General features: G+C 67.0%; 17 protein-coding genes. 8 read left to right on the forward strand and 9 right to left on the reverse strand.

Features of this window, described 5'->3' with window-relative positions; all coding sequences use genetic code 11:
* Positions 1 to 17 precede the first annotated feature (17 nt).
* Positions 18 to 1,943 carry a glucans biosynthesis glucosyltransferase MdoH gene (gene mdoH, locus ACW5IY_RS19070; protein WP_049436942.1) on the reverse strand — a complete coding sequence of 642 codons (1,926 nt, stop codon included), beginning with the start codon at positions 1,941 to 1,943 and terminating at the stop codon, positions 18 to 20.
* Between the two features lie 495 nt (positions 1,944 to 2,438).
* Between mdoH and ACW5IY_RS19075 the strand changes: the two genes are divergently transcribed.
* Positions 2,439 to 4,484 carry a TonB-dependent receptor domain-containing protein gene (locus ACW5IY_RS19075; RefSeq protein WP_457326846.1) on the forward strand — a complete coding sequence of 682 codons (2,046 nt, stop codon included), beginning with the start codon at positions 2,439 to 2,441 and terminating at the stop codon, positions 4,482 to 4,484.
* Between the two features lie 60 nt (positions 4,485 to 4,544).
* On the opposite strand, the gene ACW5IY_RS19080 is transcribed toward ACW5IY_RS19075, so the two are convergent.
* Positions 4,545 to 4,709 carry a hypothetical protein gene (locus tag ACW5IY_RS19080; protein WP_162838412.1) on the reverse strand — a complete coding sequence of 55 codons (165 nt, stop codon included), beginning with the start codon at positions 4,707 to 4,709 and terminating at the stop codon, positions 4,545 to 4,547.
* A 213-nt stretch (positions 4,710 to 4,922) separates the two neighbouring features.
* Between ACW5IY_RS19080 and ACW5IY_RS19085 the strand changes: the two genes are divergently transcribed.
* Positions 4,923 to 5,309, forward strand: a complete 387-nt coding sequence (locus ACW5IY_RS19085; RefSeq protein WP_049436940.1) for a DUF2628 domain-containing protein — start codon at positions 4,923 to 4,925, stop codon at positions 5,307 to 5,309.
* 78 nt (positions 5,310 to 5,387) lie between these two features.
* On the opposite strand, the gene ACW5IY_RS19090 is transcribed toward ACW5IY_RS19085, so the two are convergent.
* The 3 genes from ACW5IY_RS19090 to ACW5IY_RS19100 all read right to left on the reverse strand — a co-directional run bounded on the left by ACW5IY_RS19090 (position 5,388) and on the right by ACW5IY_RS19100 (position 10,032).
* A complete protein-coding gene (locus ACW5IY_RS19090) occupies positions 5,388 to 7,919 on the reverse strand; it encodes a methyl-accepting chemotaxis protein (RefSeq protein ID WP_049436939.1) in 2,532 nt (843 codons plus the stop codon).
* A 209-nt stretch (positions 7,920 to 8,128) separates the two neighbouring features.
* Entirely contained in the window at positions 8,129 to 9,022 is an 894-nt protein-coding gene (locus ACW5IY_RS19095; RefSeq protein WP_049436938.1) for an NAD-dependent epimerase/dehydratase family protein, read from the reverse strand.
* 98 nt (positions 9,023 to 9,120) lie between these two features.
* Complete coding sequence (locus tag ACW5IY_RS19100; RefSeq protein ID WP_049436937.1) at positions 9,121 to 10,032, reverse strand: S41 family peptidase; 912 nt, start codon at positions 10,030 to 10,032, stop codon at positions 9,121 to 9,123.
* 50 nt (positions 10,033 to 10,082) lie between these two features.
* Between ACW5IY_RS19100 and ACW5IY_RS19105 the strand changes: the two genes are divergently transcribed.
* Positions 10,083 to 10,547, forward strand: coding sequence for a MarR family winged helix-turn-helix transcriptional regulator (locus ACW5IY_RS19105; RefSeq protein WP_049436936.1), 465 nt, complete (start codon positions 10,083 to 10,085; stop codon positions 10,545 to 10,547).
* A 5-nt stretch (positions 10,548 to 10,552) separates the two neighbouring features.
* Here ACW5IY_RS19105 and ACW5IY_RS19110 read toward each other — a convergent pair whose 3' ends face one another.
* The gene (locus ACW5IY_RS19110; RefSeq protein ID WP_049436935.1) at positions 10,553 to 12,037 is read right to left on the reverse strand and encodes a DUF4434 domain-containing protein; all 1,485 of its coding nucleotides are present in this window, start codon (positions 12,035 to 12,037) and stop codon (positions 10,553 to 10,555) included.
* Positions 12,038 to 12,242: 205 nt separating this feature from the next.
* On the opposite strand from ACW5IY_RS19110, the gene ACW5IY_RS19115 reads away from it, so the two are divergent.
* The 3 genes from ACW5IY_RS19115 to ACW5IY_RS19125 all read left to right on the forward strand — a co-directional run bounded on the left by ACW5IY_RS19115 (position 12,243) and on the right by ACW5IY_RS19125 (position 14,607).
* The gene (locus ACW5IY_RS19115; RefSeq protein ID WP_049436934.1) at positions 12,243 to 13,499 is read left to right on the forward strand and encodes a M24 family metallopeptidase; all 1,257 of its coding nucleotides are present in this window, start codon (positions 12,243 to 12,245) and stop codon (positions 13,497 to 13,499) included.
* Positions 13,492 to 14,166 (forward strand): CerR family C-terminal domain-containing protein, encoded by a 675-nt coding sequence (locus tag ACW5IY_RS19120; RefSeq protein ID WP_049436933.1) that lies wholly within the window; start codon positions 13,492 to 13,494, stop codon positions 14,164 to 14,166. The genes ACW5IY_RS19115 and ACW5IY_RS19120 overlap by 8 nt, the downstream gene beginning before the upstream one ends.
* Positions 14,167 to 14,301: 135 nt before the next feature.
* Positions 14,302 to 14,607: a KGG domain-containing protein gene (locus ACW5IY_RS19125; protein ID WP_049436932.1), complete on the forward strand. Its 306-nt coding sequence runs from the start codon at positions 14,302 to 14,304 to the stop codon at positions 14,605 to 14,607.
* Between the two features lie 10 nt (positions 14,608 to 14,617).
* Here the strand turns inward: ACW5IY_RS19125 and ACW5IY_RS19130 are convergent, their stop codons facing one another.
* Complete coding sequence (locus ACW5IY_RS19130) at positions 14,618 to 16,090, reverse strand: MFS transporter (protein ID WP_049436931.1); 1,473 nt, start codon at positions 16,088 to 16,090, stop codon at positions 14,618 to 14,620.
* A 126-nt stretch (positions 16,091 to 16,216) separates the two neighbouring features.
* Between ACW5IY_RS19130 and ACW5IY_RS19135 the strand changes: the two genes are divergently transcribed.
* The gene (locus ACW5IY_RS19135; RefSeq protein WP_049436930.1) at positions 16,217 to 16,837 is read left to right on the forward strand and encodes a TetR/AcrR family transcriptional regulator; all 621 of its coding nucleotides are present in this window, start codon (positions 16,217 to 16,219) and stop codon (positions 16,835 to 16,837) included.
* A 15-nt stretch (positions 16,838 to 16,852) separates the two neighbouring features.
* On the opposite strand, the gene ACW5IY_RS19140 is transcribed toward ACW5IY_RS19135, so the two are convergent.
* Positions 16,853 to 17,203: a VOC family protein gene (locus ACW5IY_RS19140; protein WP_010481265.1), complete on the reverse strand. Its 351-nt coding sequence runs from the start codon at positions 17,201 to 17,203 to the stop codon at positions 16,853 to 16,855.
* A 124-nt stretch (positions 17,204 to 17,327) separates the two neighbouring features.
* Positions 17,328 to 17,528: a hypothetical protein gene (locus ACW5IY_RS19145; RefSeq protein ID WP_029550896.1), complete on the reverse strand. Its 201-nt coding sequence runs from the start codon at positions 17,526 to 17,528 to the stop codon at positions 17,328 to 17,330.
* A gap of 188 nt (positions 17,529 to 17,716) precedes the next feature.
* Between ACW5IY_RS19145 and ACW5IY_RS19150 the strand changes: the two genes are divergently transcribed.
* Positions 17,717 to 21,073: an autotransporter domain-containing protein gene (locus ACW5IY_RS19150; RefSeq protein ID WP_049436929.1), complete on the forward strand. Its 3,357-nt coding sequence runs from the start codon at positions 17,717 to 17,719 to the stop codon at positions 21,071 to 21,073.
* Positions 21,074 to 21,086: the final 13 nt, after the last annotated feature.

The raw sequence follows: 21,086 nt of genomic DNA on the forward strand, positions 1-21,086 counted from the left end.
CCGCTGCCGCGGGACGATCAGTACAGCGGCGGTTGTTCGGCGGCTTCCCGGCGCAGCTGCGCAGCACGTACCAGCACCGGCGGCGGAATGTTCTCCTCGGGAATGTCGAGCAGGCCGAGACGATGCAGGAAGGCGCCCGGGCCGCGCGAAGACGTCAGGGCGACTACCGGCACCGCCAGCACCATGCCGATCACCACCGGCGCCATCCACGCCGCCAGCGAGGGCGATACCGCCCAGGCCAGCAAGCCCATGAAGGCACCGAACACCCCCAGGCCACCGTAGCCACGGATCAGCGCCAACCACGAGATGCCGCCATCGTCGCGCTGCTGTGCATCCCAGCCGGAATCGCGACCGGACAGCACTTCGGCCACGCCGCGCGACTGCACGTACATCACCACCGGTGCCATCAGCGCCGCCAGTACGGTTTCCACCAGCATCGAGACGAACGCGCGCACGGCGCCACCGCACCCGCGGCGGTCAACCGGGTCCAGCAGCATCGCCAGGTAACCCAGCACCTTGGGCAGCAGCAGCACCGCCATGGTCGCCGCGAACAGGCGCACCACCTGCTGCTCGTCCTGGGCCCGCCAGTACACGCTCGGCGACAGGTGCAGCAGGGCGTTGAAATCGATGCCTTCCTGGAACAGCGGGATGGCGATGCCGATCAGCATCAGCATCGCCCACATCGGCGCGGTGAAGTAATGACCGATGCCGATCAGCATGTGCATGCGGCTGATCCAGTGCAGGCCGCGGCTGCCGACCACCTTGCCGTGCTGCAGGTTGCCCTGGCACCAGCGGCGGTCGCGCACCAGCAGATCGGTCAGCGTCGGCGGACCTTCTTCATAGCTGCCCCCCAGGTACGGCACCATGTGCGCGGCCCAGCCGCCCCGACGCATCAGCGCCGCTTCGACGAAGTCATGGCTGAGGACGTGGCCACCGAACGGCTTGCGCCCCGGCAGCGCCGGCAGCCCGGCCTGATCGGCAAAGGCGCGGGTGCGGATGATGGCGTTGTGCCCCCAGTAATTGCTCTCGGCACCGTGCCACCAGGCCACGCCGCGGGCGATCACCGGACCGTACACGCGGCCGCCGAACTGCTGCATGCGCGCGAACAGGGTGCGCCCACCGATCACCGACGGCAGGGTCTGGATCAGGCCGACATCGGCGTTGTGTTCCATGCCCGCGACCAGGCGCACGATGCTGTCGCCGGTCATCAGGCTGTCGGCGTCGAGGATCAGCATCTGCGGGTAGGCGCCGCCGAAGCGACGGACCCAGTCGGCGATGTTGCCGGCCTTGCGCCCGCTGTTGTCGCCACGGCGGCGGTAGAACAGCCGCGCCTGGCCATCGGTCACGCGCTCGCGCAGTTCGGCGAACACCTGCTCCTCGGCCCGTGCGATGTCTTCGCGGCGGGTATCACTGAGCACGAAGAAGTCGAACCGGTCGAGCTGGCCGGTGGCGGCCACCGACTCGTAGATCGCCTGCAGGCCGGCCAGCAGCCGGCGCGGGTCTTCGTTGTAGGTCGGCATCAGCAGCGCGGTGCGGCTGTGCACCGCCGGCAGCGGCTTGTCCGGGTCGATGCCGAGGCGGTAACCCCGGTCGAACACGGCAGTCAGGAAGCCGGCCACTGCACTGGCGAAAGACAGCGCGATCCAGGCAAACAGGCCGACAAACAGGACCAGCAGGCAGGCTTCGAGCACGCTGATGCCATTGGCCGACAGCACCCGCCACATCATCCGGGTGGCGATGGCGGTCATCGCCAGCGTGCCGCCGAAGATGTAGAACCGGCGCAGGCCGATCAGACGCGGCGAGGTGCGGTGGCGGCGAACCTTCAGTTGGCCTTCGCGCAGGGTCTGCTCGGGCATCTGCAACGGCGATTCGGCCGGCAGCAGCGTCCAGCCGGCATCACGCCGGGACGTATCTGCTTCCGCATGGATGGTCTGCACCCCCATTGCCGCCTACTCCGCGCAGTCGGCACGGCCGGCCATCCCGGCCGGGCTGCATGCACCAAGGTTCCCGGCGCGCTTTCCCGGCGCCCGCACTTGTCCTGGCTGCGTCGGCCTCACGCCACGCAGTCGCTGTCTGTCACTACCGGAACCCACACGATCTCCAACGGGGCGGAATCGAAAATGCGGCTCAGTCTAGGGCGCCGGATGTAAGCCGAGTGCGAAGGTCTACGCCGGGATTTACCCCCATTCAGCAAACAGCAGGCGAGTGCCGGGGCATGGGTACGGATGTCACTTGGTCGCCCCAGGTACTGGATCGTAACAAACGCGAACGGTTATCATTTCATTAACCAGGCAGGTCACCGTCTTCCGCACGGCCGAGACCCACCCAGCTGCGCCGGTTCCAACCCAGCGCCCAACGACCCATGGAAGGGGGCTGCCTGCTGTCTGCGTGCGCGCCTGCTGCTTCCACCGGGTCCCCCTCCTCCGATGGAAGCCGTCATGTCCCTGCCGTTCCGTACCCGTTCCGCGCGCCTGCCGCGCACCCGCCTGTCCCGCGCTCTGGCCACCGCCTGCCTACTTGCCCTGCCCGGCCTGGCCGCTGCAGAGGCCAGCGCCGATGCCTCCACCAAGGATCTGGATACCGTGGTGGTCACCGCCCCGGGCAACCAGCAATGGATCAAGGATGCGCCGGCCAGTATCAGCGTGATCAGCCGCGAGGACATCGAGCGCCAGCCGGTGCACGACCTGGCCACCCTGCTCAGCCGCGTGCCGGGCGTGACCGGTGGCCTCAGTGCGGTCGGCGAGCAGTCCAAGATCAAGCTGCGCGGCATGCCGTCCAATTACACGCTGGTGCTGGTGGACGGCAAGCGCATGGGCAGCTCGGCCTCGACCAACTACCGCCCCGACCTCGGCCGCCAGGATCTGAACTGGATCTCGCCCGACCAGATCGAACGCATCGAGGTGGTGCGCGGACCGATGTCATCGCTTTACGGCTCCGATGCCATGGGCGGCGTGATCAACATCATCACCAAGCGCATCGGTGATGACTGGAACGGCAGCGCCACGCACAGCTATACCCGCCCGGGCGATGGCAAGCGCGGTGATACCCAGCAGATCGGTGCGACCTTCTCCGGCCCGCTCGGCGAGCGCTTCGGCCTGCGCATCGGTGCCAACAGCATGCGCCGCGACTCGGACCGCTCCAACGGCGGTGTCTACGGCAACGCCTACGCCGGCGAGAAGGACCGCAACGTCGACGCGCTGCTGCAGTGGAAGCTCAGCGATGCGCAGGAACTGTCGCTGGAAGCCGGCCATGGCGTGCAGCAGGCCTTCATCGATGCCTCTCTGGAGAAGCAGGACGAAGGCGCCTGGGGTGCCAGCGAACTCAAGCGCAGTTCGCTGGCGCTCAACCACGACGGCAAGTGGAGCTTCGGCAACTCGAAGATCAGTGCGTACTGGACCGAGTACAAGAACGACATCGGTGCCACAGGCCGCTCCGAAGCCACCGATACGATCATCGAGGGCAGCCTGACCACGCCCTTCACCCTGGGGGTTGAACACCAGTTCGCCGTGGGCGGCCAATGGAAGCGTCAGGAGCTGACCAACACCGACACCATCGGCCGCGCGCCGATCGACTATGCCGGCAATGCCGTCAGCGGCTCCGATCTGGAAGTGGATACCTGGGCCCTGTTCGTCGAAGACGAGCTGAAGCTGCACCGCACCCTGGCGCTGACTCTGGGCGCACGCCTGGACCACCATGAGAAGTTCGGCGGCCACGTCAGCCCGCGTGCCTACCTGGTCTGGCACCCGGCCGAGCAATGGACCATCCGCGGTGGCGTTTCCAAAGGCTTCCGCGCACCCAGCCTGACCGAGAATTCGGCGACCGCCGCCACCCAGTCCGGCGGCCGAGGCTGCACCTCGCTGATCCCGTTGGGTTATACCCGCGGTGGCTGCTACATGGCCGGCAACCCGGACCTGGATCCGGAAACCAGCACCAACCGCGAGATCGGCATCAGCTTCGACAACGACCTGGTCGATGCGGGCCTGACCTACTTCCATACCGACTTCAGGAACAAGATCGAGTACGCGCCCCTGGGCAAGTTCAACGGCATCTGGTGGACGCGCATGAGCAACGTGCAGCGCGCACGCACCAGCGGCATGGAAGGCAACCTCAATTTCCGCTTCGGCGAGCACTGGCGCTGGCGCACCTCGGCGACCTGGATGAAGGAAGCCAAGAACCTGACCACCGGCCGCAACCTGATCGATACCCCGGAATTCTCTGGCTATTCGTCGCTGGACTGGACGCCCAGTACGGTGTTTTCCAGCAGTCTGTCGGCGCAGTACACCGGCAAGCAGACCGGCACGGCGACGACCTTCCTCAAGGCCTACACGTTGTACGACCTGACTGCGGCCTGGAACGTCAACGAGGTACTGACCCTGCGTGGCGGCGTCAGCAACCTCGCCGACAAGAAGCTGTATGCCGAAGGCTCCACCGACTACTTCGTGGCCGGGCGCAGCTACTTCATGAGCATGACAGCGCGGTTCTGACCGGCGGCGCGCGCCGCGATCGCGCTGGCAGCACGCCAGCGCGATCGGCGGTGTTGCGGATTACTCGCTTTCCAGCGCGGCCGCGTTCTGCGTAGCGGCCGTGCGTGCACGGTCCATCGCTACCGCCAGTTGCTGGCGTGCGAGCAGTTGTTGTGCCTGCACCACTTCAGGTGTCGGCAGGAGCACCGGTCCCGGTGCGTTTTCCGGTGTAGCAGGTGTGGTCATGCAACCTCCATGGACATCCCGCTGCCACCCAGATCCAGCAGGGGCGGCAGCGGAACTGCGCACCCTATCCTAAAAACAAGGCGGATGGGTGACGGAGCGGCGCCCCGCCACACCACGTGGAACACGGCAGGCGTCACATTTTTGACGCCGGAGCTTGGATCCTGAATAGGACTTGTCCTATCATGAAAACGTTTTCCAACAGGGATGTTTCCCATGAATACCACTGACCTGTCCCAGTTCAGCCCGAAGTGGCAGTTCCGCTTCAACTTCTTCCGCCAGCACGGCGCCCCCAAGAATCCCGGCTTCAAGCAGGCCTGGAAGGCGCTGTCCTTCGGTGACCGCCTGAAGATCAACCTGAACTTCTTTGCGCTGTTCTTCGGCGCCATCTACCTGTTGATCCTGGGCATGTGGCGCAAGGCACTGGTGCTGATCGGCATCAACATCGTGCTGGCCATCGTCTCCATGTTCCTTCCGGACGTCGTGGGGCGGATGCTGTTCATCGCCATGAACCTGCTGGTCGCCTCCAGCACCAACTACAGCTATTACCTGGAGAAGGTGGAAGGACGCGCCAGCTGGAACCCGTTTGAAGGCATGTTCTGAGCCCTCAGAACTGCGCACGGATGCGCGGCAAGGATGCAATCGACGCCCGGCCCCCGCCGGGCGTCTTCGTTTGCGGGGTCAGGCCGCGCGGCGTGCCACGGCTGCCGGTTCGGCGTGCAGACGGAAGCGCGAGACCGCCACCGCCAGCTGCTCGGCCTGTTCTTCCATCGCACGCGCGGCGGCACTGGCTTCCTCCACCAGCGCGGCGTTCTGCTGGGTGGTCTCGTCCATCTGCACCACGGTCTGGTTGACCTGCTCGATACCCGCCGACTGCTCGCGGGAGGCCGCCGAGATCTCGGCCATGATCTCGTTCACTCGACCGACCTGGCCGACGATTTCCTGCATGGTGCGGCCCGCGCCGTGCACCAGCTGCGCACCGGCACCGACCTGCGCAACCGAGGCGTCGATCAGTTCCTTGATCTCCTTCGCCGCGCCCGCCGAGCGCTGGGCCAGCGCGCGCACTTCGCTGGCGACCACGGCGAATCCACGGCCCTGTTCGCCGGCACGCGCCGCTTCCACCGCCGCGTTCAACGCCAGGATATTGGTCTGGAACGCGATGCCGTCGATCACCGAAATGATCTCCGCAATGCGCTGCGACGAGGCCTCGATCTGCTCCATGGTCTGCACCACCTGGCTGACCACCTGCCCGCCTTCGCTGGCCACACCCGCTGCGGAGCCGGCCAGGGTGTTGGCCTGCAGCGCGTGATCGGCATTCTGGCGCACCGTGGAGGTCAGCTCCTCCATCGAGGCCGCGGTCTCTTCCAGGTTCGCTGCCTGCTGCTCGGTACGGCGCGACAGGTCACTGTTGCCCGCGGCAATCTCACCCGCCGCCAGGCGGATGCTGGCCGCCGACTGCTGGATCTGGCCGACGATCTGGGTCAGCTGCTGCACGGTGCTGTTGGCATCGTCGCGCATCACCGCGAACACACCGTGGAAGTCGCCCTGCATGCGCGCGCTGAGATCGCCTGCGGCGATCGCGCGCAGCAGCGTCGACAGCTCGGCCAGGTTGTGGTCGCTGACCTGCATCATGGTATTGAGGGTTTCCACCATGCGGCGGAAGTCGTGGTCGAAGCGCAGCGTGTCGCCGCGCACCGCGAAATCGCCGGCGGCGGCGGCGGCGGCCAGCTGCTGGATCTGATCGTTGATCGCCGCCAGGTTGCTCTTGGTGGTGGCCATCGCAGCGGTGAACACCGCCTTCTCGCCCGGCAGCGCTTCCATGTCCACGCTCAGGTCACCCACCGCATAACGCTGCATCACGTCGACCAGGCGCTGGGTGACGGCGTTGCTGGAGGCCACCAGCTGGTTGCTGTCGGCCACCATCCGGCCGTATTCGCCCGGGAACGCCGCGGCGTCCATGCGGTAGCTGATTTCGCCGGCGTCATGGCGACGCGCCATCTCCGCCTGCGCCGCCATCACCGACTGCAGCTGACCCCGCATGCCCTGCATCGCATCCAGCAGGCGGCCCACTTCGTCGTTGCTGCGTGCCGGCAGGGTGCTGTCCAGCTTGCCTGCGGCGACGTCGCCGGCCACGCGCACGGCTTCGGCCAGTGGGCGGATCGCCAACCGGCGCAGCAGCACATAGACACCGGCACTCAGTGTCAGCGCGGCCACCACGCCAACCAGCAGGGTCAACCACAGCAGCTGGCGCGCCTCGGCCACGATCACCGCGTGTGGCATCACCACGCCCAGCGCGAAGCGCTGCGGCGCATCGCCCACGCGCAGCGGCACGTACACGCGCACGTTGCCTGCCGCATCCGGAGTGAAGGCTTCGAACCGGCGGTCGGCGGCGATGTCGGCCAGCATGCTGCGGGTCAATGCGTCGTTGCGCGGCTTGCCGATCTCGGCGGCGTTCGCCGAGGCCAGCACCACGCCGTTCGGCGAGAGCAGTTCGACGCGCCCGGCGCCCATCGGCTTCAGCGTGGCCAGGTGCTTCTGCAGCGCCGCCAGCGAGAAATCGACGGTGAATACACCGAGGAACGTGCCGTTCTCGATGATCGGAGTGCTCAGCGTACTCATCAGCACCTGCTGGCCGGCGATGTCGTAGGCATAAGGTTCACTGACCTTGGGCAGCTTGTCGCGGCTGGGCACCACGTACCAGTCGGCCGAGCCGTCAGCGGCTTCGGTGTAGTCGGTCATGGTCGACTGCTGCGGCTTGCCGTCATGCCAGGCCCAGTAGCTCATGTAGCGGCCGCTGGCATCGTGCATCTCGGTATTGGCGAACTCGGCATCCTTGCCGTCGAAGGCGTTGGCTTCCCACATGGTGCTCTTGCCCAGCCATTCGGGATGGCTGCGCAGCTGCTCGCCCAGCACGGCCGCCAGGCTGGCGCGATCAGGCGCGTCACCCCGCGCACGCTGGGCGAGCACGGCCTCGACCATGGCGTCGTTGCTTGCAAAGGCGGTGCCCAGATCGGCCGCGACCTGGCGGGCTTCGGCGGTGGCCTCGCTGGCCATGGTCTGGCGCGAGGCATCGATCAGGCTGGCGCTGGCCTGGCGGTAGATCAGGAGCGCGGTCAGGCCGAAGCACAGCAGCGCGATCACAGCGGTGCCCAGCATCAGCTTGTGGGCGATGCTGCCCGGGCGGCGGGCAGCGGCGGAACGGGGAGAAGGCATGGAAGGGTCCGCAAGGCAGTTCAGGACGACCGGCACCGCGAGGGCACCGCGCAGGTGCGCGATCCGTCGCGCAGGCCACCGGCCGCCGGGACCCGCCCGGCGCTGGAAGCGCACCGGGTTAGCGGCCGCCTGCGAACGAGGTTGAGGCGCTCCGCCTGCACATTCCTGAACCTGCTCAGGGTCGGGTCAGGAACCCGCCCCGTTCCGTCCTATTCGGCAACCCGATCCTTGATCCACTGCGCCCGAGGCAGCACCTCGATGCTGCCAGCCGCGTACTGCTGCAGCACGTCGTCCGGGCCGAAGCGCGGCTGCCAGCCCAGTGTGCTGCGCATCAGTGCACTGTCGTAGACGCGGTCGATGCTCAACGGCAGCGGCCAGCCGCGGCGCTCGAACTCGGCCAGCAGCTGCGGGGCGCGGCGGGCCAGTACCCGGCGGGGCTGGGTCGCCAGTTCCAGGCAATCCTCGCGCAGGAACGGTGTCGGTGCGCAGGCGATGTAGCGTGCGAAGGCAGCGCCCTCATCGTGCAGCAGCGCGGCATGTGCACTGGCCACGTCGCGCGCGTCGATGCCGCGGTGCAGGCGGAACATCGCCATCCGCTCCGGTGGCTCGGGGAAGCAGCGGGCCATGCGCAGCACGCGCACGCTGAAGCCCGGTGCCACGGCGGCTTCGGCCAACGCCTCTGCCTGCAGCTTGCTGCGATGGTAGATCGTGCGCGGCAACGGCTCGGTATCTTCATCGATCCAGCGGCATCCGCCCGCCACTACCGCATGGCCATACAGCGCCGTGGTGCTGGTCAGCACGAAGCGACGTGCACCGGCCTCGCGGGCAGCCTGCAACAGGTGTGCGGTCGCCTCCACATTGATCTGCTGGAATACCGCATCCGGCACCAGGCCGACATGAGGTGCGTGCAGGGCGGCGGTATGGATCACCGCATCGACCCCCTGCACCGCCCGCGTCACGGCCTGACGATCGGTGACATCGGCAATGATGCGGGTGGTGGCAAATGGGCTGCGATCCAGCCCCACCACTTCGTGGGCCGCCGCCAGCGCGCCGAAGATCGCACGCCCGATCCGCCCGGAACTGCCGGTCAACAGAATCTTCATTGAGTCCATTCACTCGAAGCGCCCGGGAACTACCGGGATGCTTCGATTCTAGGCACGCTGCATGTCGTCTGCGATAGGGTGCGGTTGCAATTGTGCGTTCATTTTGGCGATGCCGATCGGGCCAGCAGCTTCCGGGCGACGAACAGCGGATCGTCACCGCCTGCCGCATCAGGCGTGACCCCGGTACGTTCCCAGTTGGTTCCGGTACGAAGGTTGATCGGCTGCCGGTCGGGAATGCTGATCTGATAGCCCTCCGGCAGCAGCACAGGATCATCGAACATATGTGCCGCGCCGCCACTTCGACTCCCAACGACACGTGCCCGCCCCTGCGCCTGCAGCGAGTACGCGACGAATTCGGCGGCCGAGCCGGTGCGGCGGTCGATCAGCACCACCAGCGGCTTCAGGTACAGCCCCAGGCTCGCCGGTGGCAACGGTACCGGACTGCGTTGGCCACGTTGTTGCAGTGACTGCACCTGGGTGATCTCCGCCGCCAGCAGGGTCCGCACCAGCAGGTCCGCACTGCCGTCATCACCACCACCGTTCTGGCGCAGATCGAGCACCAGCCCATCGGTGTCGGCCAGCAGGGTGAAGGCCGCGGCCAGCTTCGGCCGGGCCAGATCGAGCGGATAGAAGGTGCTCAGGCGCAGGTAGCCGATGTTGCCTTCCAGCACCCGCACCTCGCGCACGCCCGCGCCATTGCTGCGTGCATCCGCGCGCCAGGCCATCAGCCAGTCGTCCTGGCCGGCGCTGGCATCCACGCGCTCGACATGGAAGTGGCCATCGAACACGTCCAGATCCTGGTTCAGGCGTGCGCTGAACGCCTTCGGGTCCGCGCAGCTGTCCGCATAGCGCTGCTGGGCGGACCAGCCGCGCACTGCCTCGGCAATGCGCGCGCCTTCGGCCACGTCCAGGTACTGCGCCTGTATCGCCGTGGCCGCCGCCTGCAGCACCGCGTCCTGGACCGGGCAGGACGCCGCCAGCAGCGCGCCCAGCATCCACGAAACCGCCATGACCGCACCCCATGTTGATGATATGTAAGTGCTTATATATCATCGCCAGCATGGATCTCCAACACGCCACCCTGGGAACGCTGCTGCGGGCCCTGCTCGACCAGCTCGACCCGGCGGTCGAACAGGCCTACCGCGACCTGAAACTGGACTACCGCCCGCGCTACACCCCGGTGCTGCGCACGCTGATGGCGCAAGGCCCCTGCCGCATCAAGGACCTCGCACTGGCCTGCGGGCTCAGCCATTCGGCACTCAGCCAGACGGTTTCAGCAATGGTGCGCGACGGCTGGCTGCACGCTGCGGTCGGTGAAGACAGCCGTGAGCGCATCCTGCAATTGAGCCCGCGCGCACTGCAGGCGCTGCCGGCGCTGCAGGCGCAGTGGCAGGCCACGGCACGCGCGGCGCGCAGCCTCGATGCCGATCTTGGACAACCGTTGGAGCAGGTGCTGCGCGACGCACTGCAGGCGCTTGAGCAGCGGCCGTTCGCACAGCGACTGCACGACGCACGTCAACACTGAGGTCGTTACTGCTCGGCCGCGATCTCGATCTCGCTGAGGAAGGTCCAGCTGCCATTGGCCAACCGCAGCTCCAGCGTGCGGCACTGCGCGGCCAGCGGCGCTCCATTGCCCACCACGTACTCCTCTTCGGTCGAACCGCTCAGCCCGGCCTGGGTGAATGGTGCCGACAGCACGCCGATGCTGGTTGCGGCAGTTCCCGGCTCAGCGCACATCACCTCCACCGACGTCGGCGTGACGATGCCCCACGCCGGGCGGGTCATCGTATGCAGGCCGATCCAGTCCACCCGCCGGCGCTGGCCCAGGTCGATGGTGATGCTGACGTTGCCGTGCACGCCCACCCAGCCGGCATCCATCGGATTGCGCGGATCTCCCACGCGGCGATCGAACAGCTCGTGACCGCTGCTGTCCGGATAGTTCGCATCCGGCGCCACGCTGTAGCTGTAGGTGGTCTGCACCGGATCGACACTGTAGGACGCACCGAGGCCATACAACCCGCGATAGGTGTTCATCAGCCGCGGCGATTCGCCATAGCCCTGGCCGGGACCGACGACCTCGGACATGTGGTACTGGTTGAGCCAGGCAACGCGCTTGCCGGCCGAGCGCGCACTCCACAACTGCTGGTTGATGCGCTGTACCGAGGCCGGGCGATAGGCACCGGACAGCCCGTTGCCGGTGTCCAGGAACAAGGGGCTGCCATGGTTGAACAGTTCTATGTCGGCCCACAGGCCGCTGGCACCCAGCGCCGCCGACAGCGCCTCGTAGTACGCCTCGGTGGAATGACCCGCGCGATCCCACTGGAACAATCGAGCATGCGAGGCCGCACCGATACCGTCCTGCCAGATCTGCACGTCCACGCCGGTGGCCGTACGGAACTGTGCAGCAGCCCGGCCCACGCTGGCCGGATCCACGCTGGATGACGCCAGGTAAGGTGCCACCATCACCGGCCGGGAAGGCGTGCTGCTCTTGAGCGCAGCCACGACCGCGCGGTAGAAGGACGCGCGCTCAGCCGGCACCTGGGCCGGCTCGTCGGTGATGTACCAGCCTGCGAACGCCGGATGCGATCCGTACTGCTGGCCCAGCTGGGCCAGCGACTGCGCGGCATCCTGCGCGACTGCCGTTGCGTTGCGGCCCTGCCAGAAGGTGGCGCACTGCCCCGAGCTGTAGGTGGTGCCGACCACGACCTTCATGCCGCGCGCCGCCGCTGCATCGAGCACCGTGCCAAGCTTGCCGGGGAAGCCGGCAATCCATTCGAAATCCTGCTCGCCGCTGGCACAACCCACGCCGGCCCGGGTGGCACGGGTCTGGCCGAGGATGATCGTGTCGTTGCCCAGGTCCTGCAGCTCATCCAGGAACAGCGGCAGCTGCGCGGCCGGCAGTTGTTCATCGCTGGCCGAATAGCCGACGTGGACGAAGCTGCCGGACAACAGGGGGCTGGCTGCATGGACGGAGCCGGCACACGCCAGCAAGGCGATCAATCCAATCCTGTTCATCTTCTACGTCCCTGTCGTGGCCAGGCGAGTGGCGTTGTCACTCATCCTATCAACAGCGGCCAGCACGCCACGATCACCTGCAGCGCTGCGCAGGCGCCGACTTCCACTGCTCCCGCAGCAATGCCCATGCAAAGTCGATTCAAGCGGTTGATTCATTCATCTGCGTGATCGAGCCTGCGCGCTCCTTCCCCCTGGAGCACCCCTCATGCGTACACCGCCCGCACCGCTCACCCTGGCGGAACGTGACCGCCGCTGGGCCCTTGCCCGTGACATCATGGCCAGCGAACGGCTGGATGCACTGGTCGTGCATGGCGATCGGGAAGCCGCAGCACCCGCCGGCTTCTCACCCGATTGCTACTTCACCAATGACCGGCCTGGCTCGATCGTGGTGTTCCTGGGTGACGCGGTCCCGCGTGTGTTCACCTTCGCCTCGCTGATGATCGCCGACCACCTGCAGGCCGGCCTGCGAGGCGACCTGCAGTGGATCGCACCCGAGCAGCTGTGGGTGGGCAAATCCGGCCAGGAGGTTGGCCGCTGGCTGCAGCAGTGTGGCCTGCATTCGGCACGTATCGGCGTGCTGGGCCTGGAACCGTACCCGCCGTTCTACTTCGACGGCGCGATGCCCGCACGCACTCTGCAGGGCATGCAGGCCGCGGTGCCCGCCGCGGAATTCGTACCGGTCTACCGCGCCTTCTTCCAGCGCGCCTCGGTGAAGAGCCAGGAGGAACTGGCACTGATCGCGCATGCCGCCTGGATCGGTGAATCGATGAGCGAGGCACTGCGCGCCACGGCCCGCCCGGGCGTTTCCGAAGCCGAGCTGGTGGCCGCGGTGACCGCTACCTGTTTCTCGCTGGGAGGCTATACCGCCGAGGTACTGCTCGGCTCGGGCCCCGAGTACGTCGGCTGGGGACCACCCGCATGGCAGTACCGTGCGCAGCCGCCGCGCATCCTGCGCGACGGCGACCTGGTGCTGTCCGAGATCTTCGCGCTGTATGGGCTGATGGAAACCCAGCACCAGGCCGCCGTTGCCATCGGCGAGGTGCACGAGGACATCCACCGTGCCGCCGTCGTGGCCCGGGCCAGCTACGAGGCGGGCCTATCCGCACTGCGCGTGGGCAATACCTTCGGCGATGTCGTCGACGCAATGGAGGCGCCCCTGCTCGAGGCAGGCGGCTGGCACGTGCACCCGCTGGTCCACAGCCTCAACCCCTACGGGCCGGTCGGCTTCGGTCGCGCACCGGGCATCGAAGTGCTGCCCGAGGCGGCACGCTATGCACGCATCACGCCACTGCCGACGGTCGGGCGCGAGCTGCCCCTGCAGGCCGGCATGTGTTTTGCCTTCGAGCCGAACTGTGCGTTCGGCCGGCACATGGCCAACATCGGCGGGACGGTCATCGTCGGCGAGCATGCGGGTGCGGCGCTCAACGAAAACTCGACCTGGCTGATGCGGGCCGATGCCTGAGTTCACCGCCCACCTGCAGACGCCGGCACGGCGGCGCGCGGCCGAGACGCGCAGCGGACAGACCCGGGCCCGCCTGTTGCAGGCCGGGCTGCAGCTGTTCAGCACACTCGGCGTGGACGGTGTGCGCACCCGCCAGTTGGTGGACATGGCCGGCTGCAGCCAGTCAGCCATTCCGTATCACTTCGGCGGCAAGCAGGAACTGTATGCCGCCGTACTGGCGCGCTGCGCGCAGGCCATCGTCGAACACCTGCCACTGCCAGCCACGCCACCCACCGGCACGCGCCAGGCGGCGCAGCAGCTGCAGCAGTTGATGCGGGCCTTCGTCCACGCGTTGCTGTCGGCACCGGATGCCGGCACGCGCACGCTGCTGCTGGCACGCGAACAGATCCAGCCGACGGCCGCGTTCGCCAGTGCACACCGTACGTTGTTCGAGCCGTTGCACGCGGCACTGGCCGGCTGTGTTGCGTGCCTGCGCGGCAGCGGGCCATCCGACATCGAAACACTGCTGCGTACTCACGCCCTGCTCGGCCAGGCCATCGTCTTCGCCGTGTCCCATGGAGCGCTGCAGGCACGGTTGAAGCAGGAAGCGCCCACCGCAGACGTGGAGATGATCGCGGCGGTGGTCAGTGGCATGGCGCTGGCCGCAGCGAAGGCGGCGCCCGCCTGAACAGCCACACCATCAACCGTGTGCGCAGGCCGCGTGAAGACGGCCGCGAGGATGGCGACCTGGACTTAGCGTGCGATGGCCAAGCATGGAGGCCGTCGTCTACGAAGGCGGCGTCCACACTGCAGGAGATTTCACATGACTGAGCAGAACCCCCGCAGCTCCAACCGGGGCTTTGCATCAATGGACCAGGACAAGCAGCGCGCGATCGCTGCCAAGGGCGGGCGTGCCGCACATGCCTCCGGCAACGCGCATGAATTCAGTCCGGCCGAAGCACGTGTCGCAGGCCGCAAGGGCGGCGAGGCGATCAGCCGCAACCGCCAGCACATGGCCGCGATCGGTCGTGAGGGTGGGCACGCTCGCCACGCCAATGCGCGCCAGCAGCAACAGCAGCCACAGGAGATCGAACGCACGGCAGAGGGCTCGCAACGCCAGCAGGGCTGAATGCTGCGCGTCAGGCCGGTGCGCGCTGGCGATACAGACCCAGCGCAGCAAGCAGGGCCAGCGCACCGGCCACGGCCATCGCCCAGCCGAAACCACTGGCCATCGCACTGCGATACCACGCAAGCATCTGCGGCGTGGCGTGCATCGAGCTCGGTTGCAGGATCAGTTCGCGCGCCTGTGCCACCAGCCCCCGCTGCCCGGCCGCCTGCGCGGAAACGGCGAAGTGCTGCACGGCGCGCTGGCCCATCAAGCTGCCCAGCAGCGCGATGCCCAGGCTCATGCCTGCCTGGCGTAATGCGTTCATCGTGGCTGAGGCGATACCCGCGCGCTCGACCGGCGCGCTGGCCATGACCGCCATGCCGGTCGCCGGCACTGCCAGCCCCATGCCAATGCCAAGCAGCACCAGCACAGCGCTGGCAAAAGCGCGCGACGTAGCCGGTTCGAACGTGGCCATCGAGCACAGCGCTATCCCGGCCAGGGCGTAGCCCAGCACCAGCGCAGCGTGCAGCCCGAGGTGGGCGACCAGACGACCGAACAACAGCGAGATGACACCCATCAACAGGAACTGCGGAGCCAGCTGGGAGCCGGCCTGCGCAGCGCTGTGGCCCTGCGCCTGCTGGAAGAACAGCGACAGGAAGAACAGGCTGGCATAGGCAGTGAAGCCCAGCACGAACGATGCCAGGTTGAACATGCCGAAGCGGCGGTCGGCAAACAGGTCCAGCGGCAGCAATGGGCGTACCACCCGGCGTTCAACGATGCCGAACAGGATCAGTCCGGCGGCTGCGACGCCCAGCGCCAGCAGGGTCACCGGGGACAGCAGGCCATGCTCGCCGATCGCGATCAGGCCATAACTCAGCGCACCCAGCGCGACGATGCTGAGCAGCTGCCCGGCGGGGTCCAGTGCGGCGTGTTGCGGATGCCGCCGCTCGGGAATTCCCCATGCGCCCAGCGCCAGCGCGAGCAGGCCCATCGGCAGGTTGATCAGGAAGATGCTGGGCCATCCGGCGCGCTGCACCAGCACGCCGCCCAGCAGCGGGCCAAGCACCAGGGCCAGCGCACTGAACGCCGACCAGCCGCCGATCGCACGTGCACGCTGGCGCGGGTCGGGAAACGCGTGGCTGAGGATCGGCATTGCGGCGGGAATCAACAATGCGCCCGCGATGCCCTGCACTGCGCGCCCGGCCACCAGGGTTCCAAGATTGCCGGCACAAGCGCACAGCAGGGACCCCAGCGTGAAGGTGGCGACGCTGAGCAGCCACATCCGCCGATGACCGTAACGATCCCCAAGCGGCCCCGCCGACAGCATCAGCGCCGACAACGCGATCGCGTAGGCATTGATCACCCATTGCAGGCCGGCCATGTCGGTGTGCAACGCCTGCTGCAGGGTCGGCAGGGCGACGTTGACGATGCTGATGTCCAGCGAGGCGAGGAATGTGCCGAGGTAGGCGGCCAACACCAGGGCCGGACGTTGGAAACGCTGCATGGGTGGATCCCGGGGGAGGACGTGCGCGCATCGTAGCCACTGACTGACCGTCGGTCAATGACCGACGGTCAGTCAATGCCAAGGGACAGCTAGAATGGCCACCGTCGCACCCGGACCTTGCCCACCATGCAGACCCCAGCTGTCGCCAGGCCTCGCACCAAGCCTGCGGAAACCCGCCAGGAAGAACTGATGGACGCCGCGCAGGCACTGTTCCTGTCAAAGGGAGTGGACGCCACCACCATCAGCGACATCGTCGCCGCGGCTGATGTGGCCAAGGGCACCTTCTATACCTACTTCGCCTCGCGCACCGAGATCCTGCAGGCGCTGGCGCAGCGCTACACGCGGCAGTTCATGGAAGCGGTCGACCAGGCCGTGCAGCAGCACCCCGACGGCGATGGCGTAGCACGCCTGCGCGCCTGGATCCGCGCCAACATCGAACTTTACGTGCGCACCCATGCACTGCACGACGTGGTGTACGCCAACCATCATCACCACCAGCGCGGCAACGCCGAACGCAATGCAATCCAGCAGCAGCTGCTGGGCATCCTCGAAGCGGGCAACGCCGCCGGTCTGTGGCAGCTTCCGGCGCCGCAGGTTACCGCCTCGTTGATCTACGCCGGTGTGCACGGCGCTACCGACGACCTGATCGCCACACCGGCACAGGATGCCGATGCGTTCATCGAAGCCGTGCAGGCCGATTGCCTGCGCATGCTCGGCGTGCCACCGGCCGGTGCAAAGCGGCGCTGACGAACCGTCTGTCGCTCAGGTATGGGCGAGGATGTTCAACAACCGCCCGAACGGGTCACGGACGAAGAAGCGACGCACTCCCCAGGGCTCATCGGCCGGGCCATATTCCAGCGGGATGCCGGCCGCGCGCATGCGCTCCAGTACCTGCTGCAGATTGTCCACTTCGATCGACAGATCCGGCACTGCGGTGCCGGAACCCCCTTCACTGGCAAAGCTGACCTGCGCCAGCGCGCTGCCCTCGCCGCCGTGGGTGACGATCCAGCCGTGGTCCATCACCACCGGCATGCCCAGCAGCTCGCCATAGAACACTGCGGCACGCGCAGGATCAGGCGTGGCGATGTTGGCGACGACACGTTTGACGGCCATGTGCAGCGGCTCCGATGCGATTCCCCATCCTCGCCGCTGCGTGCATGGCCTGCAATCGGGCTGCGCTGAAACAGAAGAGCCCCGTCGGTGACGGGGCTCGTCATCAGTCCTGCATTGCCACTGCTTACACAGCGCCGCAGCGATCCATGACGCAACGATCGTATTCGTACTGGCATTCCATCGCATCACCGCCACCGGACAAGCAGGCCTGGTAAGCCTTCCAACAGGGAAGATCGCATGGCGGAATCGGCCCGGCCACAGCAACCGAACCGCTGCAGGCCAAGGCGAACACGGCACCCACGATCATTTTCCTGAAAGTACGCATCGACATCACTCCTTGATAGGCCTGGTGACCCCAGGCCGGGCCACGGTAGCGGGGTCTCCGGGAGATGGAGTGAACACGCGCGTCACGGAACATTAACCTGTTCATTAAATTTCCTTCACACCACTGGGGGTGATCGGCGCGCTGCGGGGTTAACGGCCTTGTTGTCCGTCAATCAAGGAAGTTGTCTGATGAATCACCCGCTGCACGGCCGTTCGTCCCGCTCCCGTTCTCTCCTGCACAGCCGCCTCGCGCTGGCTGTGGCCAGTTCCCTGTTGCTGGTGGCTGCCACGCCCGCCATCGCCAGCGAATCACTCGACACCTGGCAGCAGCAGCGCCAGTTGCAGGCGGCCTGGGCGCAACCAGGCGGCGGCGCGTCCGCAGCACCGACGGCCACCACGCCAGCGGCGGCCAACTCGTCCGTTCTCGGCAACCCCGGGGATGCGGCCAGTTGGCGCAGCGATGAATTCAACGCTGACTGGGGGCTGGGTGCGATGGGGGCCGATTACGCCTATGCACGTGGACTGACCGGCCAGGGCGTACGTCTTGCCCTGTTCGATTCGGGCTCGGCACTGGCCCATCAGGAATTTGCGGGGCGCAATACGTCCAGCATCACCATCGGCGCGGACTGCGCCACGCCAGGCGTGGTGGCCGGTACCGGTGCCTGCGAACAAACCCGTGGCGAGCAGCCAGGCTACAACTACTATGGCCTTGGCCCCGGCGTTCCCGCCGCACTGGCCTCACGCCTGATCGCGGCAGGCCAGCCCTATGGCTTCAGCTACGCCGACCACGGCACCCACGTGCTGGGTACCATCGGTGCCAACCGCGATGGCAAAGGCATGCATGGCGTAGCATTCGGTTCGAACCTGACCGCAGCCCGTGTGTTTGGTGATACCTACTATGAGTGGCGCCTGGATCCGGACAACTTCTATCGTCCGCGCGCGCTATATCGCACCGATCCCGATGACGCCGCTACCTTGGACATGTATGCGCAGATCCAGGCGCAGGGCGTGCGCGCCATCAACCACAGCTGGGGTATCTCTACCCGCAACATGACTGCTGCCGCGCTGGATGCGCAGTATGCAGCGATCGGTGACGGCTACGGCGTGTATGGCAGCATCTACGCCAGCGATGGCGATGCTCCCGGCTCCACCCTCATCCAGGTGTGGTCGGCTGGTAACGGCAGCGGCGCCGTCGCCGGAATCACGGCCGCCATGCCGCGCTGGAAGCCGGAACTGGAACCGTACTGGCTGGCCGTGGCCAACGTCCGCCGGCCCAACGCTGCTGCGGGCGAAACCGACTACGTGATCGATGGCAGTTCCAGCATCTGCGGCGTCGCCGCCAACTGGTGCATCTCGGCACCCGGCACCGACATCCTGAGCACCATCGTGTCCGGTGATATCCAGGGGCGCGTCGAGAACACTTCCGCCTATGTCCGCCTGATCATCGACAGCGAGAACACCCAGTACGTCTATGGCACCAAGACGGGCACGTCGATGGCGGCGCCACACATCACCGGCGCGCTCGGCCTGCTGATGGAGCGCTTCCCCTATCTGGACAACGCCCAGGTCCGCGACGTGCTGCTGACCACCGCGCGCGATCTTGGCGCACCGGGCGTCGACGAGATCTACGGCTGGGGCATGGTCGACCTGCGCAAGGCCATCGAAGGCTACGGCTCGCTGCGCGTGGATACCAACGTGGTGATGAACCAGAAGGCCGGTGGCCTGAAGGTCTGGGAAGGCGATGCCTGGGACGACTGGACCAACGACATCGGTGGCCCCGGCAAGCTGACCAAGTCCGGCATCGGCTGGCTGCGCCTGAGCGGTGACAACACTTTCAACGGCGCGGTACTGCAGGACGGTACGCTGGAATTGAATGGCGCCAACACGCTCACGTCTGCGGTCGAGGTCCAGGGTGGCCAGTTCCTGCTCAATGGCAGCCTGGTCTCCACCGCGCTGAACACCACCGGGGGCGTGAGCACGGTCAGCAGCAGCGGCCTGCTGAAGGACAGCAACCTGACCGTCAACGGTGGCGTGGTGTCCTTCAACGGCACGCAGACCGGCGGCACCACCACGGTCGGTGCCAACGGCCTGCTGAAGGGTGTCGGTACGCTCGGCAGCACCCACGTCGACGGCATCATCGCGCCCGGCAATTCGATCGGCACGCTGACCATCAACGGCAACTACGTACAGGGTGCAACCGGCGTCTATGCTGCCGAACTTGCTCCGGGCGGGCGCAGTGACCAGCTGCACGTGACCGGCACCGCCACCCTCGGCGGCACCCTGATCGCACTGCCGGAGCCGGGTACCTACTACCTCGGCGAGCAGTTCAATTTCATCCGCGCCGACGGCGGTGTCAGCGGCCAGTTCGCGAAAACCGACTTCAGCGCGTTCTCGCCGTTCCTGCAGTTCAGCCTGGCTTACGGTGCCAATGGCACCCGCATCGACGTGGCCCGTGGTGCGTCGCTCGCCAGTGCCGCCGCCACGCCGAACCAGCGTGCGGCCGCGGCGGCGGCCGATGGACTGGCAATCAACCAGGGCCTGCCCAAGCCGCTGACCCAACTGTTCCCGCAACAGGTCGGCGGCGTGCTTGATGGCCTCAGCGGTGAACTGCACGCGGCCACGTCGCTGGCCCTGGTCGAGGGCAGCCGCCATGTGCGCGACGCCGCACTGTCACGCCGTGCCGGTGCGGCCGCACCGGGATCCGATACGGGTGATGCCACCGGCGCCTGGGTGCAGGCCCTGGGCGGAAACAGCAAGCTGGATGGCAACGCCAACACCGCCCGCACGGAAGCCAACAGCAATGGCCTGCTGGTCGGCATCGACCGCGAGTTCGGTGGCTGGCAGATCGGCGTGCTGGCCGGCACCGGCCGCACCGACGTGAAGCAGCAGGAGCGTCGTGCCAAGTCGAAGATCGACAACACGCACTTCGGCGCCTACGCCAGCCACACCTGGGGCGGGTTCGGCCTGCGCGGTGGCGTGGCATGGAGCCGCAATGAAGTGAAGAGCACGCGTGATGTTGCCTTCGCAGGCTTCAGCGACAGCCTGAGCGCGCGCTACAACGCACATACACGCCAGGCCTTCATCGAAGCGGGCTACCGTTTCGGCAATGCGGAAGGTGGGCTGGAGCCGTACCTTCAGGTCGCCCGCGTGGAAGTGGACCTGAAGCAGATCAACGAGCGTGGCGGCGCGGCGGCACTGCACGGCAAGGTGGACGACACCGGCACCACCATCGCCACCGCCGGTCTCCGTTTCGACAAGGGTCTGAAGGCATCATTCCAGCAGGACAGCTGGTTGCACCTGCGTGGCGGTGTCGGCTACCGCCGTGCCTCCGGCGACCGCAGCCAGGTGGCCAACCTCGCCTTCGCCAACAGCAGCACCACGTTCGCGGTCGAGGGTGCTCCGATTGCCGACAACGCCGTCGTGGCCGAGCTGGGCCTGGCGGCGTGGCTGACCCCGCGGCAGCAGCTGGAGCTGGGCTACAGCGGTCAGTTCGGCAGTGAAAGCCGCGACCATGGCGCCACTGCACGCTGGTCCGTCCGCTTCTAAACACGTGTTCTCT

The sequence above is a fragment of the Stenotrophomonas sp. C-A genome, assembly GCF_054030835.1.

What these genes read in the sequence shown, in the direction of transcription:
- mdoH (WP_049436942.1), bottom strand. Translation starts at nt 1,943, where the DNA reads ATGGGGGTGCAGACCATCCATGCGGAAGCAGATACGTCCCGGCGTGAT.
- ACW5IY_RS19075 (WP_457326846.1), top strand. Translation starts at nt 2,439, where the DNA reads ATGTCCCTGCCGTTCCGTACCCGTTCCGCGCGCCTGCCGCGCACCCGC.
- ACW5IY_RS19080 (WP_162838412.1), bottom strand. Translation starts at nt 4,709, where the DNA reads ATGACCACACCTGCTACACCGGAAAACGCACCGGGACCGGTGCTCCTG.
- ACW5IY_RS19085 (WP_049436940.1), top strand. Translation starts at nt 4,923, where the DNA reads ATGAATACCACTGACCTGTCCCAGTTCAGCCCGAAGTGGCAGTTCCGC.
- ACW5IY_RS19090 (WP_049436939.1), bottom strand. Translation starts at nt 7,919, where the DNA reads ATGCCTTCTCCCCGTTCCGCCGCTGCCCGCCGCCCGGGCAGCATCGCC.
- ACW5IY_RS19095 (WP_049436938.1), bottom strand. Translation starts at nt 9,022, where the DNA reads ATGAAGATTCTGTTGACCGGCAGTTCCGGGCGGATCGGGCGTGCGATC.
- ACW5IY_RS19100 (WP_049436937.1), bottom strand. Translation starts at nt 10,032, where the DNA reads ATGGCGGTTTCGTGGATGCTGGGCGCGCTGCTGGCGGCGTCCTGCCCG.
- ACW5IY_RS19105 (WP_049436936.1), top strand. Translation starts at nt 10,083, where the DNA reads ATGGATCTCCAACACGCCACCCTGGGAACGCTGCTGCGGGCCCTGCTC.
- ACW5IY_RS19110 (WP_049436935.1), bottom strand. Translation starts at nt 12,037, where the DNA reads ATGAACAGGATTGGATTGATCGCCTTGCTGGCGTGTGCCGGCTCCGTC.
- ACW5IY_RS19115 (WP_049436934.1), top strand. Translation starts at nt 12,243, where the DNA reads ATGCGTACACCGCCCGCACCGCTCACCCTGGCGGAACGTGACCGCCGC.
- ACW5IY_RS19120 (WP_049436933.1), top strand. Translation starts at nt 13,492, where the DNA reads ATGCCTGAGTTCACCGCCCACCTGCAGACGCCGGCACGGCGGCGCGCG.
- ACW5IY_RS19125 (WP_049436932.1), top strand. Translation starts at nt 14,302, where the DNA reads ATGACTGAGCAGAACCCCCGCAGCTCCAACCGGGGCTTTGCATCAATG.
- ACW5IY_RS19130 (WP_049436931.1), bottom strand. Translation starts at nt 16,090, where the DNA reads ATGCAGCGTTTCCAACGTCCGGCCCTGGTGTTGGCCGCCTACCTCGGC.
- ACW5IY_RS19135 (WP_049436930.1), top strand. Translation starts at nt 16,217, where the DNA reads ATGCAGACCCCAGCTGTCGCCAGGCCTCGCACCAAGCCTGCGGAAACC.
- ACW5IY_RS19140 (WP_010481265.1), bottom strand. Translation starts at nt 17,203, where the DNA reads ATGGCCGTCAAACGTGTCGTCGCCAACATCGCCACGCCTGATCCTGCG.
- ACW5IY_RS19145 (WP_029550896.1), bottom strand. Translation starts at nt 17,528, where the DNA reads ATGCGTACTTTCAGGAAAATGATCGTGGGTGCCGTGTTCGCCTTGGCC.
- ACW5IY_RS19150 (WP_049436929.1), top strand. Translation starts at nt 17,717, where the DNA reads ATGAATCACCCGCTGCACGGCCGTTCGTCCCGCTCCCGTTCTCTCCTG.